The sequence below is a fragment of the Opitutus sp. genome (assembly GCA_024998815.1).
GTDB lineage: Bacteria > Verrucomicrobiota > Verrucomicrobiia > Opitutales > Opitutaceae > Rariglobus.
In genome coordinates, this window is sequence record JACEUQ010000002.1 from 1604817 (window position 1) to 1618538 (window position 13722).

General features: G+C 60.1%; 13 protein-coding genes, 1 tRNA gene and 1 pseudogene. 1 reads left to right on the plus strand and 14 read right to left on the minus strand.

What is annotated here, in order from left to right:
* Positions 1–79 precede the first annotated feature (79 nt).
* The 10 genes from H2170_14855 to H2170_14900 form a co-directional block, all read right to left on the minus strand.
* Positions 80–1027, minus strand: coding sequence for a ribose-phosphate pyrophosphokinase (locus H2170_14855; GenBank protein ID MCS6301354.1), 948 nt, complete (start codon positions 1025–1027; stop codon positions 80–82).
* Positions 1028–1058: 31 nt separating this feature from the next.
* On the minus strand, positions 1059–2111 hold the full coding sequence (gene lpxD / locus H2170_14860) for a UDP-3-O-(3-hydroxymyristoyl)glucosamine N-acyltransferase (GenBank protein MCS6301355.1): 1053 nt from the start codon (positions 2109–2111) through the stop codon (positions 1059–1061).
* A gap of 117 nt (positions 2112–2228) precedes the next feature.
* Entirely contained in the window at positions 2229–2903 is a 675-nt protein-coding gene (locus H2170_14865) for an OmpH family outer membrane protein (protein MCS6301356.1), read from the minus strand.
* A 29-nt stretch (positions 2904–2932) separates the two neighbouring features.
* On the minus strand, positions 2933–5305 hold the full coding sequence (gene bamA, locus H2170_14870; protein MCS6301357.1) for an outer membrane protein assembly factor BamA: 2373 nt from the start codon (positions 5303–5305) through the stop codon (positions 2933–2935).
* A complete protein-coding gene (gene dnaB / locus H2170_14875; GenBank protein MCS6301358.1) occupies positions 5274–6683 on the minus strand; it encodes a replicative DNA helicase in 1410 nt (469 codons plus the stop codon). The genes bamA and dnaB overlap by 32 nt, the downstream gene beginning before the upstream one ends.
* A 165-nt stretch (positions 6684–6848) precedes the next feature.
* Positions 6849–7427, minus strand: coding sequence for a 50S ribosomal protein L9 (locus tag H2170_14880; GenBank protein ID MCS6301359.1), 579 nt, complete (start codon positions 7425–7427; stop codon positions 6849–6851).
* A gap of 55 nt (positions 7428–7482) precedes the next feature.
* On the minus strand, positions 7483–7974 hold the full coding sequence (ssb, locus tag H2170_14885) for a single-stranded DNA-binding protein (GenBank protein ID MCS6301360.1): 492 nt from the start codon (positions 7972–7974) through the stop codon (positions 7483–7485).
* A gap of 23 nt (positions 7975–7997) precedes the next feature.
* The gene (locus H2170_14890; protein ID MCS6301361.1) at positions 7998–8297 is read right to left on the minus strand and encodes a 30S ribosomal protein S6; all 300 of its coding nucleotides are present in this window, start codon (positions 8295–8297) and stop codon (positions 7998–8000) included.
* Positions 8294–8878: an aminoacyl-tRNA hydrolase gene (locus tag H2170_14895; protein ID MCS6301362.1), complete on the minus strand. Its 585-nt coding sequence runs from the start codon at positions 8876–8878 to the stop codon at positions 8294–8296. Before H2170_14895 ends, H2170_14890 begins: the two co-directional genes overlap by 4 nt.
* A 60-nt stretch (positions 8879–8938) precedes the next feature.
* Positions 8939–9697: a 50S ribosomal protein L25 gene (locus H2170_14900; protein MCS6301363.1), complete on the minus strand. Its 759-nt coding sequence runs from the start codon at positions 9695–9697 to the stop codon at positions 8939–8941.
* Positions 9698–9875: 178 nt separating this feature from the next.
* Between H2170_14900 and H2170_14905 the strand changes: the two genes are divergently transcribed.
* Positions 9876–9950 (plus strand) — tRNA-Asn (locus H2170_14905).
* 138 nt (positions 9951–10088) lie between these two features.
* On the opposite strand, the gene H2170_14910 is transcribed toward H2170_14905, so the two are convergent.
* The 4 genes and pseudogenes from H2170_14910 to tnpA all read right to left on the minus strand — a co-directional run bounded on the left by H2170_14910 (position 10089) and on the right by tnpA (position 13630).
* Positions 10089–10655, minus strand: coding sequence for a hypothetical protein (locus H2170_14910; GenBank protein MCS6301364.1), 567 nt, complete (start codon positions 10653–10655; stop codon positions 10089–10091).
* Between the two features lie 268 nt (positions 10656–10923).
* Positions 10924–11760, minus strand: coding sequence for a Bro-N domain-containing protein (locus H2170_14915; protein MCS6301365.1), 837 nt, complete (start codon positions 11758–11760; stop codon positions 10924–10926).
* Between the two features lie 56 nt (positions 11761–11816).
* Positions 11817–12997: pseudogene (locus H2170_14920) on the minus strand (restriction endonuclease subunit S).
* A 180-nt stretch (positions 12998–13177) separates the two neighbouring features.
* The gene (gene tnpA, locus H2170_14925) at positions 13178–13630 is read right to left on the minus strand and encodes an IS200/IS605 family transposase (GenBank protein ID MCS6301366.1); all 453 of its coding nucleotides are present in this window, start codon (positions 13628–13630) and stop codon (positions 13178–13180) included.
* Positions 13631–13722: the final 92 nt, after the last annotated feature.

Genomic DNA, 13722 nt, shown 5'->3' on the forward strand with positions numbered 1-13722 from the left:
GCCACAGGAAGCTTGAGGCATCCCGATCCGGACGTGGCCCTGAGCGTGAGCTCAGGGATGCCCGCCTCGCCGCCGGGGCTTAAAAACCCTTAATGCGAAACAGGCTGGTGACGCTCTCGTTGTTGTTAATGCGCACGATGGCGTCGGCCATGAGGCTGGCGATGCTCAGCACCCGGATGGGCAAGCCACGGGTGTCGACGGGCACCGAGTTGGTGGTGATGAGCTCGTCGATGTGACCCAGCGCCAAGCGCTCGTAGGCAATCGGGCTGAGCAGGGCGTGGCTGACAGCGGCGCGCACGCTGATGGCCCCGCTAGCGCGCATGATCTTGGCGGCATTGGCGAGGGTGCCAGCCGACTCGGTGATGTCGTCGACCAACAGCACGTCCTTACCTGCGACATCGCCGACTACATTGACCGTCTCGACGGTGGTGGCGTTGGTGCGCTTCTTCCAGACCATGCCCAGCTGCGCGCCCAAAATTCCGGCGTAGGCGGCGGCCATCTTCATGCCGCCAACATCGGGGGAAACCACCACCATGTTATCGGCCTTAAACTGTTCGAGGTACTTAAAGAAAACCGGCGAGGCGAACAGGTGGTCCACCGGGATGTCGAAGAAGCCCTGGATCTGCTGCGAGTGCAGATCCATCGTCAGGATACGGTTGGCACCGGCGGCGACGAGCAGGTTGGCCACCAGCTTGGCGGTGATCGGCACGCGGGGCTGGTCCTTACGGTCCTGGCGGGCGTAACCGTAGAACGGCATGACCGCGGTGATGCGATGGGCCGAGGCGCGCTTGGCCGCGTCGATCATGATGAGCAACTCCATCAACGACTGGTTGGTCGGGGTGCAGGTCGGCTGGATGATGTAAACATCGTGGCCGCGCACGTTCTCGTTGATCTTCACGAACGACTCGCCGTCGGGGAAACTAGTCACCGTGGCTTCGCCCAACGGCATGCCGATGTGCTTGCAAATCTCCTCGGCAAGAGGGCGATTGGAGTTACCGGAAAATACCTTAAGGCGAGGCGCGTTCATGGATGAAAAGGATCGGACTGTGTCAGGAATGTTACGATGCGGAAGACTTTTTTAAACCCGCAGCAGACTCAAGCGCATCGACTCGCTTGAACAGGTCGGGAGTCTTTTTACGGAGCACGTTGAGGCGCTGCTCCAGATTGTACGGCAGACAAGGCGAGCCCTTCACAAAACTGCCGGGAGCCAAATCCGAGTTCACGCCGGTCTGGCCGTCGACTTTGCAGCCCTTACCAATCGTCAAGTGCCCGGCGACTCCAGCCTGGCCACCCAGCACCACATAATCCTCCAGCGTACTGCTGCCGGAAATGCCGACCTGCGCGCAAATCAGGCAGTGCTTACCGATCACCACGTTGTGGCCGACCTGCACCAGGTTGTCGATTTTGCTGCCCTCGCCGACCACGGTGCGGCTGAAGCGCGCGCGGTCGAGGGTGGTGTTGGCACCGATTTCCACGTCGTTTTCGATCATCACGTAACCGACTTGAGGGACCTTTTCGTGCCGCCCCTGAACAAACTCGTACCCAAAACCTTCGGATCCGATGACGACGCCGGGATGCAGGCGTACCCGATCGTTGACGACGCACTCGGTGGCCACGGTCACCTTCGGCATCAGCCAGCAATCGTCGCCGATGCTGGCATTGCGGCCGATAAAAGCCTGCGCCTGCACGTGAGTGCGCTCACCGATCACCACGCCGGCTTCGATCACGCAAAACGGGCCGATGGTTGCCGAGGCAGCGACTTGAGCGCTGGAGTCGATGACGGCGCTCGGGTGAACACCAGCGGCTGGCTTGGGCCAGAGGAGCTGCTCGATGCGTGCGCAAATACGGGCGAGCGCGATCGACGGCTTTTCGACAAAAAGGAACTGCTGCCCGGGCTCGGGCTCGCCGGAATAATCGGGCGGCAGCAAAACGATGGAGGCGGCGGTGGCAGCGACCTCGGTCTTGTATTTGGGATTACCCAGAAACGACAGGTCGCCGGCTTGGGCTGAACCTAAGGACGCGATGCCTCGCACCGTGGCGGAGGTACTGCCTTTGCTGGAAAGGGGCTGGATGATGGCCGCGATTTCTGCGGCGCTAAAAGCGAGCTGCATACCCCAACGACCGTGGGCAACCGTCCGGACCAATGCAAGCCGACCGGACCGCGTGCACAAAAAAACCCCGCTCGGTGAGAGCGGGGTTTAAAGGCGAGCGGGCGGAGCCGCCGAAGGTTATTTCTTTGCGCTAGGGAAAGACACCGCAGGAGCCTCGGTGCTCGCGGGCTTGGCGGCGGCCGGAGCAGCAGCTGCTGCGGGTGCGGCAGGAGCGGCAGGACGGTCCTTGTTCACTTCCTTGGAGACTTCATCGGTGATGTCGTAGGAAGCGTCGAAATAGACCAAGGTGGGAACGCCGATCAGGGACGGGCCGGACTTGTCGAACAGCAGGGTGGCGCCCTTCTTCTTCGCGATTTCGATGGCGGACTTGTTGATTTCCTCGAGCAGGAACTGCTTGAAGTTATTGATGCGCTGCTGGAGCGAACGCTGAACGTTGGCGCGGAACGAATTCACCTCGGCCTGCTTGCGCTGGATCTCCTGGCCCTTTTCCTCGAGGTCTTTCTGCGCCTTGATCTTGCCGTCGGCGGAAAGCGTCGGGTTGTTGAGCTGCTCCTTGAGGTCGTTGAAGGCCTTCACCAGGACGTTGCCCTCGGTGTTGAGCTTCTGGAGGTCGTCCTCGGCCTTTTGCTGGTCGCTCTTGAGCTTGGCGTTCTGCTCTTCGGTTTTGTAGTGGCCGTCGTAAATCTTGGCCAAATCAATGACCAGGACCTTGGGTGCAGATTCCGCTTGGGCGGCGACGGCAATGAAGCCGGCGCAAAGCACGGCGAGGAGTGACTTGATGGAGGTTTTCATGGAAGGAATGATTGAGTGAGAGTGTTAAATTAGAAGCGTGTTCCAAAAGAGAAATTAAATTGTCCGCCCTTGCCGGTGGTCCCGTCCGAGGTGATCGGGATGCCGTAGTCCAAGCTCAGCGGAGCGCCCATGATGAGCAGGCGCAAGCCGAAGCCGAAGTTGTCGCTGTAGCCGGTGGGGTCGAAATCGTAAGATCCGGAGTTCACAAAACCCGCATCATAGAAGAGGGCGAAACGCAGGGGTTCGACGATGTCAGCCGAGTACTCGAAGCTGGTGAACCCATAGGTGTTACCACCGACGGGAACGCTGTCAGTGTTACCCGGTCCAGCCAGTTTCTTGGGCCCAACGTCACGGTACTTGAAGCCGCGCAGGGTGTAGGGTCCACCGAGGTAGAAACGGTCGTAGAAGGGCACTTGGGTGGTCTCGCCAAAGGAGTCCTCCACGCCGGTACGTCCCAACACCGCCAGCACTTGGTTCTGCGTCTCGGACAGGTAGAAGAACTGCGAGCCCTTGGCCTCCAGTTTGTAGTAATCCACATCGCCGCCCAAGGAACTGGAGGTGACCGCCGAGATCAGTTCCATACGATTGCCGCGGGTGGTGTTAACCAGCTTGTCGCGGGTGTCGCGCAAGAGCTGGAAGCCCACCGTGGACAGGGCCGCGCTCTCTTCGGGATAAACGGAGGTGTAGCCCGCTTCCACGTCTTTGATATCCACGATCTGGTAACCGTAGGACAGGCGGCCTTCGACCAACTCGAAGAGGCGCTTGCGCAGGTACACCTCGGCGCCGGTGCGAACCTCGCTGTAAACCGAGCTATTGAAGTCGGACGACGAGCGGAACAGCTCAAAGCCGAGGGCCAAGCGGCGCTCGAACAGCCAGGGCTCCTCGAAGGACAGGCGCGCCTCGCTGGAGCGCGAGCCGAGCTGGAGGCGGAGGCGGAACTTTTGACCGTCGCCCTGGAACATCGAGCGGCGGTTAAACAGGTCGAAGTTCGACTGACTGACTTCGGCGAAAACCACGGCCTTTTCCAGCGTGCTGAAGCCGGCGCCGAAGGTCAGGTTGCCGGTGCGGCCTTCCTTGACGGCGATCTTGAGGTTCTTGCGGCCGGGAATGCTGGTGGTTTCGGGTGTGGTGGTGACATCCTCGAAGAAGCGGGTGTTATCCAGAATCATCTTGGAGTTCTTCATGCGCACGGAATCGAAGACCTCGCCCGGCCCGAGGGCCAACTCGCGGATAATCACGATGCTCTTGGTCTTGGTGTTGCCCTCGATGCGGATGGACTCGACGTAGAACTTGTCGCTTTCCTTAATGCGGTACTCGATGTCGATCGCACCGGTGGTCAGGTTAGGCTTACGCACCAACTGGGCGCGGCTCTCGATGTAGCCGTCCTTACCGTAGACGTCCTCCAGCGCGGTCACGTCCTTGTCGATCTTGGACGGGGCGAACAGACTGCCGGTGTTCTGCTTGAGGGCGGCCTGCAGCTTGTCGGTCGGGATGATGGTGTTTCCGCTGATCGTGATGGCGCCCACTTTGTACTGGCGCCCCTCAATGATACGGATGGTCAAAACCAGCTTACTGGACTTGGGGTAACGGTAATCGATCTTGTCCGCAGGCACCTCGACATCCAAGTAGCCGAGCTCGCGGTAATAATCGCGCAGCTTGTCCAAGTCATCCTGCAATTGGTCGTCCTTGAGACGGCCCGAACCGGTCAACCAGGAGAAGATATTCCACTTCTTGGTCTCGATGGCCTTGCGCAACTTGCCAACCTTGACGTGGTCATTGCCCACAAAGTTAACGCTGGAGATCTTCACTTTGGCGCCTTCGACGATCTTAAAGGTAACCGTCCCGAAGCCGGTGGCGCGGTTGCGCTCGATCGCGTAGGAGATCTGAACCTGATTGTAACCCGACTTCTGGTAATACTCGCGGACCTTGGTCACGTCCTCCTTAACCTGGCGCTCGTCAAGCGGGGTGTTCGGTTTGGTCTTGATCTCCTTGTCGAGACGGCGGCTCTTGATCTTCACGTTGCCCTCGTAACGCACGCTGAGCACGCGGAACTTCGGGGTGAGTTCGAAGACGAGGTTGACGATGCGATCAGGCAGAATGTCGCGCTTGACCTCGATGAACTCGAAAAGGCCGGTTTTGTAGAGCGAGCGGATGTCTTGGTCGATTTGGGTTTCGTCGAGCACCACGCCGTCGCGCATCTGCATGTTGGCGCGGATGAGCTGCTCGTTGACGTTGGCCTGGCCGATGAACTTCGTGCTCACCGTGCCGACCTTAAATGTCGGTGCCGCAGCGGGCTGGGCGTACCCGATTGCGCCGGCCACAACGAGCCAGCCGATAGCCAAAACGAGACGAACGACCCCGAAAACGGGGTTACTGGGTGTAGTTTTCAAAGCGTGTAATATCCCGAAGGAACGTAAGTTTTAAATCTCCTACTGGGCCGTTTCGTTGTTTGGCAACGATTAACTCGGCCGAGTCGGCGGCGACCTGAAATTTTTCATCGGCATCCTTGGGCCGAGCCAGCATCAGCACCACGTCGGCGTCCTGCTCGATCGAGCCGGATTCACGCAGGTCGGAAAGCTTGGGCGTGCGGTTTTCTTTTTCCGCCGAACGGTTCAACTGCGACAAGACGATCACCGGCACATCGAGCTCCTTGGCCAGCGCCTTCAAGCCGCGCGACATCTCGGCGACCTGTTGTTCACGAGGGGATTTAGAGTCGGTCGGGGCGAGCAACTGCAAGTAATCGACGATGATCAGGCCGAGCTTGCTGCGCGACTGCAGACGGCGCGCCTTGGCGCGCAGCTCCATGATCGAAAGGTGGCTGGAGTCGTCGATGTAGATGGGGGCCTTTGAAAATTCATCGGCTGTTTCAACCAGGCGCTTCTGCTCCTCGCCGTTTTTCGACAGCAGGCCGTCACGCAAAAGTTTCATGTTCACCTTGGCCCGCGCGCACAACATACGTAGCGCGAGCTGGGCGGCGCCCATTTCCAGCGAGAAAATCAAAATCGGCACGCCTTCGCCTCGGCGCGGCAGGGCAGCGGCCTCGGCGAAATTAAGCGCCAGCGAGGTTTTGCCCATCGAAGGGCGGGCTGCCAGGATGATCATTTCCTGCCGCTGGAAGCCGTAGGTGAAAGCGTCGAGGTCCTTGAAGCCCGACGACACTCCGGTGAGCTCGCCCTTCTTCATCATCATCTTGGTGATGACGGCCATGGCGTCGGTCGTTGGGCCCTTCATCTGCACCGCGCCGTCGGAGACGCGGTCCTGGGTCACCTTGAACAGATCCTGCTCCACCTTGTCGACGAACTCCTCCAGCCCGCCCTCGTAGGCATAGCAGCCCTCGACAGCACTGGTGGCGACCTTGATGAGCTCGCGCAGCAGGTGCAGCTCGCGAACCTTTTCGATAAAGTAATTCGACTGCGCCGTAGTCGGAATTCGACTACTCACCTGGGTCAGGTACGCGTAGCCGCCGATTTCATCGAGCTGGCGGCTGGTCTTAAGCTCCTCGGCGAGGATCTGCAGATCGATCGGCACGCCTCGATTGTAGAGGTCGACCAGTTTCTCAAAAATGACGCGATTGGCCGGCGCGTAGAAAGCGACGGCACTGAGCTTTCCCTCCAAGCAGCGGGCAACGATGTCGGAGCCATCGAGAAAACAGCAGGAGAGCAAATACTCCTCGGCCTCAAGGCTGTGCGGCGGCGTGCGCCCGATCACCGAGGCCACATCGCGCGGCTCTGCGGAGTCAGCGCGGGAGCGGCGGGGGAATTTTTTGAAGTCGTCTGCCATGAAGCGGAGTAACGAGGCAATGGTTTGCCCGGCGAGAAGCAATGGTGTGTTACGGAAAGTTTTTCACCATAAATTCATCGGTTGGCCCGCAAAAAAAAGCCGCCGCCCCCACGAGGGGACGACGGCCTAGTTGAAGGGGAGCGCGCCGTGACGGGCGCGGGAACCTTACTTCTTGCGGTCGCTGCGCTTGGCCTTCTCGGCGCGGCGGGCGGCCTGCTTCTCCAGAGCGGCGTGCTCCGGATACTCTTCCTTGCTCGCCTTGGGCGCCTCAACGACGGCCTCAACGATCGGGTTCTCGGAGACGACGTCGAAGGAGACCTCGACGGAAACCTCGGCGTGGAGCTTGATCTTCACCTCGTGCTTGCCGAGGGCCTTCACTGGGGTGTGGAGGTGGATCTTCTTCTTTTCGATCTCGATGCCGGACTCGACCAGCTTCTGGTGGATGTCGGCCGAGGTGATAGCGCCGAACAGCTTGCCGCCTTCACCGGTCTTGACGGCGAACGCGAGAGCGACCTTGGAGATCTTATCGGCCAGCGCTTGGGCGCCGGACAACTCGGAGACTTCGCGCTCGGAACGGCGCTTCTTGAGGGCCTCGACGCGCTTGCGGTTGGCCTGCGTGAGAGCGACGGCAAACTTCTGCGGGAGGAGGTAGTTACGGGCGTAGCCGGCGCGGACTTTGACCTGGTCGCCTTCGGCGCCCAGACCGTCAACGGGCTTGAGGAGCAAAACTTCGTTATGAGCCATGATGTTATATGTGTTTAAGAATTATTTTGAGAGGTTCGAACGCGGTGCGCTTTTTTTAAAACGGGACGTCTTCGTCGATGTTGTCCTGCGGAGGCGGGGTGGGCTTGGTGTTAACCCGAGGCGGGGGCGTGTGGCGCTCGATCGTTTGATCGATGCCCTCATCCCCACCCGACGGGGCGGCAGAGCGCGAAGCGCCGCCACCTTCGCCAGCCTCACGACCGCCGAGGAACTGGAAGTTCTCGAGGACGATCTTCATCTTGCTGCGCTTCTGGCCGGTCGTCTTGTCATCCCAAGTGTCGAGCTTGAGACGGCCTTCGACGAACAACGGTTTACCCTTGGTGCAGAATTTGGCGACGGTTTCGCCCTGTTTACCCCACGCCTCGATATCAACAAAGGTGGTCTCATCGCGGGTTGCCCCGGACTCGTCCTTGAACTGCCGGTTGACCGCGAGGCCGAACTGGCAGATGGCCGTGCCCTTGGGCGTGACCCGGAGTTCCGGGTCGCGCGTCAGGTTGCCGATGAGCATTACTTTGTTAAGGGAAGCCATGGGAGCGTTGCGTTCGCCCGGACTCAGGCGGTCTGGAGGAAGGTGCGGTAAACGGTGCTGTTGAGACGCAGGCGCTCTTTGAGGGCGGCCGGGCCGGTGGCAGGAGCCGAGAAGGCGACCTGGATGTAGGTGGCGCCAGGCAGGTGGCGATCGGTGACGCGCGCGAAATCGCGGCGGCCGAGGGCTTCTACAGCCCCGACGACGCCGTCGACGGCGAGGATGTCTTTCTTCACGCCGTCGATGATTTGATCAACGGAGTCTTCCTTACCGCGATTATCGAGGATGAAGGTGGCGCGGTAGTTGCGTTTGGTGGTGGTGCTCATTGTGAGTCTCTACGGTTGAGTTGGTTCATGGCCCGGTCGGCTCCGTGGTCTAAGACGAGGCGGAGGCCGGACACATAGCGTTCTAAATTCTGATCGAGGAGGAGTTGTTGGGAAGGAGTGAATTTGCCGAGAACGAAGTCCTTGAGGTCCATCTGCGGAGGGTCTTTGGGCCCGATGCCGATGCGGTAACGGACAAAGCCGTTGCCGAGTCGCTCGAGCAGACTGGCCACACCATTGTGACCGCCGGCGCTGCCGCTGACGCTGACTTTCACGAGACCGAGGTTAATCGTGAGGTCATCATAAACGGCGGTGACCGCAGTGCCGGGGATTTTGTAAAACCCGGTCATGGCCTGCACCGCCCGCCCGCTTTCGTTCATGAACGTAAGCGGCTTGGCGAAGTAGACCGTGCGGCCCGGTTCTGGATCCCAGCGTGCGACCTCGGCCTCGAACGACCGCTGCTTTTGCCAAGCAAGGCCGAGCTGACGAGCGAGCGCCTCGACGACGACAAAACCCACGTTGTGGCGGGTGTTGTCGTAATCGCGACCTGGGTTGCCCAGACCGGCAACAAGCGAAATGGACATAACTCAAAGAACAAACGTCCGGGTCCAGTGCGGTTAAGCAGCGGGCCGAGGCGGCAAAACTTACTTCTTGGCGGGAGCAGCGGCGGGCTTGGCGCCAGCAGCGGGTTTGGCACCGGCAGCGGGCTTGGCACCAGCAGCAGGGGCGGCAGCGGCGGGAGCGGCGGCACCGGCGGCGGGCTTGGCACCAGCGGCAGGGGCAGCACCAGCGGCAGGGGCAGCACCAGAGGCGGGAGCGCCGGAGGAGATCTCACCCACGGGCTCGACGCACGAGACGACGGGCTGGCCCTTGACATCAAGGAACTCGACGCCAGCGATGGGCTTGAGGGTGCCGACCTTGAGGGTCTCGCCGACCTTCAGCTCGGTCACGTCAACCTCGATAACGGGAGGCAGATCCTTGGGGAAGCAGCGCACGCGCAGGGCATGGGCACCGATTTCCAACACGCCGTTCTGTTTCATCACGCCGAAGGACTCGCCGGTGATGAGCAGGGGCACGCGGATTTCGAGCTTCTCGTCGGCCTTAACCTCTTGAAGGTCGAGGTGGAGATACTTGTCGGTGATCGGATCGCGCTGCACTTCCTGGAGGAAAGTGAGTGCCTTGGCGGTGGAGTCCTTGCGGTTGAGCTCGATCAGGAGAGCGCGACCGGAAAGGGACTTCAGCAGGCGAACGAACTCAGGAGCGTCAACCGAGAGCGCCTCCGGGTTGGTGTGCTTACCGTAGACGATAGCAGGGATTTGGTTGGCCTTGCGCACGCGGCGCGAGGCAGAGCGACCGGTTTGCGGACGGGCCGTGACGTTGAGGATCAGTTGTTGTTTGCTCATAGCTTCGTTCCCCCTGTTCCTCCGGAATTGAAGGCAGGCGTATTAGAAAAGAGCCCCAAGACACCCAAAGCCCCAGTTGATGGCAAACAAAACTTTAAAAATCTGCCTCCAATCCCAAAACGAGCATTGACAACCCCCCCATGAAAATTGTTTTTCAACACTCCTCTAACGAGGTTCTTGCCTGGTAGCTCAGTGGCAGAGCAGGTGACTGTTAATCACTTGGTCGTAGGTTCGACCCCTACCCGGGCAGCCACTTTGGCCCCAGAGACTTACAAAAGTTTCTGGGGCTTTTTTGGGCCTAGTTATTTTTCTGCCTGGCCAGTTCTTGGCCACTTTTCAAGTCCTCGGCCCAGGTCGGCAGGCCTCGCCTCACGTCATACGGGGTCGCCCCCTACCCCGCCGTCTCCGCATACAGGTACTTCTGGAACCCCGAGAACACCCGGCCGATCTCCTCCGGCCTGCCGCCCAGGTCCGCAACCGCGTCGATGATCGAATTGTTGTACTTCAACCGCAACAGCGGGCGCAGTTGCGCCGGCTCCAGCTCCTTCACCCCTTCGTTGACGTAGTGGGCCAGCACGAAATCCAAAAACGCCTGCTGCTTGGCGTTGAAATTCGAATTGATATACACCCGCGCCTGATCGGCCCGCTCCGCCCGCGTCACCGGTGGCAACGCGTAAGCCACGTAGGCCAGCACGTCGAACAGGTCGCTCTTTTCGGCCTCAATCAGCTGCTGCATCGCCGCCAACTTGTCCGGCCCGAAATCCTTGTCGGCTAGTCCCTGCAACAGCTTGGCCCGCGTGAGGCCCTCGTCCCATGCCTTGGCTTCGACCACCGCCAACTTGGTGTTTTGAAACACCAGCACGTAGTCGGCGATGTCGGCCTTGCCGCGCCGCCCCTGGCCCTCGATCCGCCCAGCGGTGATGCGGTGCTCGCGCAGGATTTTGCTGCCCTCGACCACGCCCCAGCCCGCCGCGCCTTCAAAGCGGGGTCGATGTGTTAGGCGCGGGTCTCGGCTTCGTTCATGGCTGCTTTTTCTTGGGTTTCGTGGTGGCGGCGAGTGGCGGTGCGCAGGCGCCGGACAAGGGAGGGGGCAATTTGCCCCCTCCCTTTGCCTGCATTACCAAAGCAGTCATGGCCAACCCACAGTGTTCAAAAAGGACGAGGTGGCTCATGGGTGGTGATTCACGGGGTGATAAGGGGAACCTGGCTCGGGGCAACCGTGGCGTTCATTTGACCTTTTTCGCGGTCTTGGCCGGAGGGAGATAGTTTTCGCCGGTGACCACTTTGCCGCCGGTCTTGGCTTCCAGCGCCAGCCGCGCGTTTTTGGCGATCCGCCCGCCCGTCTTGGCGGCGACTTTATTTTCAACCATGCCGGTGGCCGCCACGCTCTCGGCGATCTGCCGGGTGGATAACTCCGCCAGCGCCGTGAAAATCAGCTCCGCCTCGCTCATGTGGGCGCGCAGGTTGTCGGTCGGCCGCTCCAGCGCCTTGTGCTCCCGGTATTCCGACGGGGTCATGCCAAAAGTGGCTTTACTGATTTCGGCGGTGAGGATGGCGTATTCCTTGTCGGCCTTGACCCCGCGTTTTTTCCACTCGTCGGTCAGCTCGTCGCGCACCGCGATCCCGCGCATCCGCTTTTCGATCCACGCCTCAGAATACCCCTTCTGGCGGTAGATTTCCTTCATCCGGCGGGCGGCGAGTTCGGGGTTCTCGATTTCCTGTAACCGCTCATAGCCGACCTGGGCCAGCCACCGTTTGAACGGCTCGGCCTTGGGCGATGGGATCGACTGGATGAGGCGCAAGATACCCGGCGTACTCCAGCAAAGGAGTTTCTGCGGTCCCCCGGCGGTTTCAAAAAGCAGTGCAAGGGGGGGGCAATTTGTCCCCCCCCCTTTGAACGCCTCGCCCAGCAGCGGATCGCGTTTGCGCAGTTTTTTCAGGTAATCGGCGGGATTGGCCGAGTCGGTGAGCGCGGCGACGATATCGACGATGACAAACCACCATGCTTCGCCGTGCCAGACGCGGCGGACCTGCTTGTGCTCAAAAAGGACGAGGTGGCTCATGGGCGGTGATCGGCAGTGTTTTAATTGAACCCGGACGGGGCAAGCGCGGGTTGGGTTCAGAGCGCCCCGCTGAAGGCTTGGTGGAGGAGCGACTTTTTGAGCGCCGCCAGCTTTTGCTCGTACAGGCCGGCCAGGCGTTGGGTTTCGGCGGAGAGGGCGTCGAGTTCGGCGACGACACGATCTTGCTCACTTAAATCGGCAGGGAATGCCAATCAAACTTCCCTGATTTCTTCCAAATGAAGATTGGGAACACCGACGCCTTTGAGTCGCTTGTTGAATTGATCCTTGGCCGCTGGTGAGTTGATGAAATGGAGCAGGAAACGCGGACGCATTACTGGTAGTGCCCGCAACAGCGCCAAGCTCACGTAAATATCGAAAATGGTATCGCGATCAACGATCGCCGCCACGCCAGTAGTTCCATTCTTTGCGAGCAAGATGTCGTTGAGTCGGGGCGCAACCCGCTTGTGCATTTCAAGGTGCTGCTTCGTGTCGATATACTTGATGCGGTCCCAATCGATTGTTCCGCTGGTGACGTTGCGGGATGAAAGAAAGACAATGCCCTCATCAAAATACGTCGGCGTTTGATGCGTGCCGTCGGTGATCTTCTCGCAGACCTCTTCAGATGTTTCTCCACCCAACCCGGGCCGCGCTGGGTGAAGACGGCGTGGAGGTGGCTGTCGAAGAGGGCGCGGGCGTTTTTGAGGTTCTGTTCGGCGTGGGCTTGGGCGGTGGCCAGGCCCGCAAACGCTTCGTCGAGCACCCCCACGATCCGCTCCTGCTCCGCCAGCGGGGGCACGGGCATCACCTGTGCTCGCACGTCGCCATCCGTGACTGCTGGATAACTCGCGCCTTTCTGAAGGCTTTCCATTTGTCCGATGAAACTCTCGGTGAAGAGCGAGTAGAAGACGAAGCGGTGGTCGATACCCTGCTTCGGCCGGAGAACGAAATAGCCGGTGCTGCAAACTTGCTGGTCAAGATGCGCCGGCACGATGGCGATTCGTTGCAGCGTGGGGCGAATCGTCGCGAAGATGATGTCGTTGGTTCGGACCATTTTTCGCGCCCGACTCGGCGCATCTTGTCCTTTGAGGCGCTGCGTTTCCTCAATTTCAAAGGTCGTATTGGAAACCCTGGAAACGTCGATGTAGTCGAACTCCGCATCGGGAGTCAGCAGTGGGTTAATCGTCTCCGTTTTTTGGAGAATCTCGCCCAGCGTCTTCGTCTCCCACCCCGCCTTCATAGCAGCCCCTTGCTGTTGGCAGGCACATGGGAGCTTTTGATTTTCACTGGCTTTCATTTCCCCGATCCCTTCCGGAGGGGCAAAGCCCCGGCCTGACGACAGCCCAGGGCAACGCCCTGGGTTACGGGTTCGGAAAACCCTGAGGGCTGAAGGCCCGCCCGAACCCGTCCCCCCGGTCGATCAATCCCACACATAACGTTCATCAAAGGCAAGGTTGTGGCGCAGAAGAAAGGCCCGGTATTCCTCCTGAAATGATTTCTTCCGGTGGTGTTCGCGTTGGCCGGCAATGTAGTGGCGGACGGTTTCCACGTTTGATTCTGAAACGGCAAATGCGCCGTATCCGGCTTGCCACGCAAATGCGGCGAATTCAGGACCTTGGGTTTTGATCCATTTAGACGAGGATTTTTTAACGTCTTCGACGGCTTGGCTGATGGAGACGGTTCTGGCCAGGTCGAAGAGCACATGAGCGTGGTCTTCCACCGAGTTGATGAGCACGGCAGGGCAGCCGAGATTTTGCAGGACGGTTGCCATGTAGCCGTGCAAGGAATCGCGGACGGCATCGGTGATGACGGGGAGACGGTTTTTCGTGCTGAAAACGAGGTGAATATGGAGCCGGGCAAGGGACTGGGGCATCGATTGGGGCGCCCTTTCAGGGCTTTGGGGATTACGGCGGTGGGGCTCCCAGGGCGTTGCCCTGGGCTGACGTAAGTTGCCCCTTTGGGGCG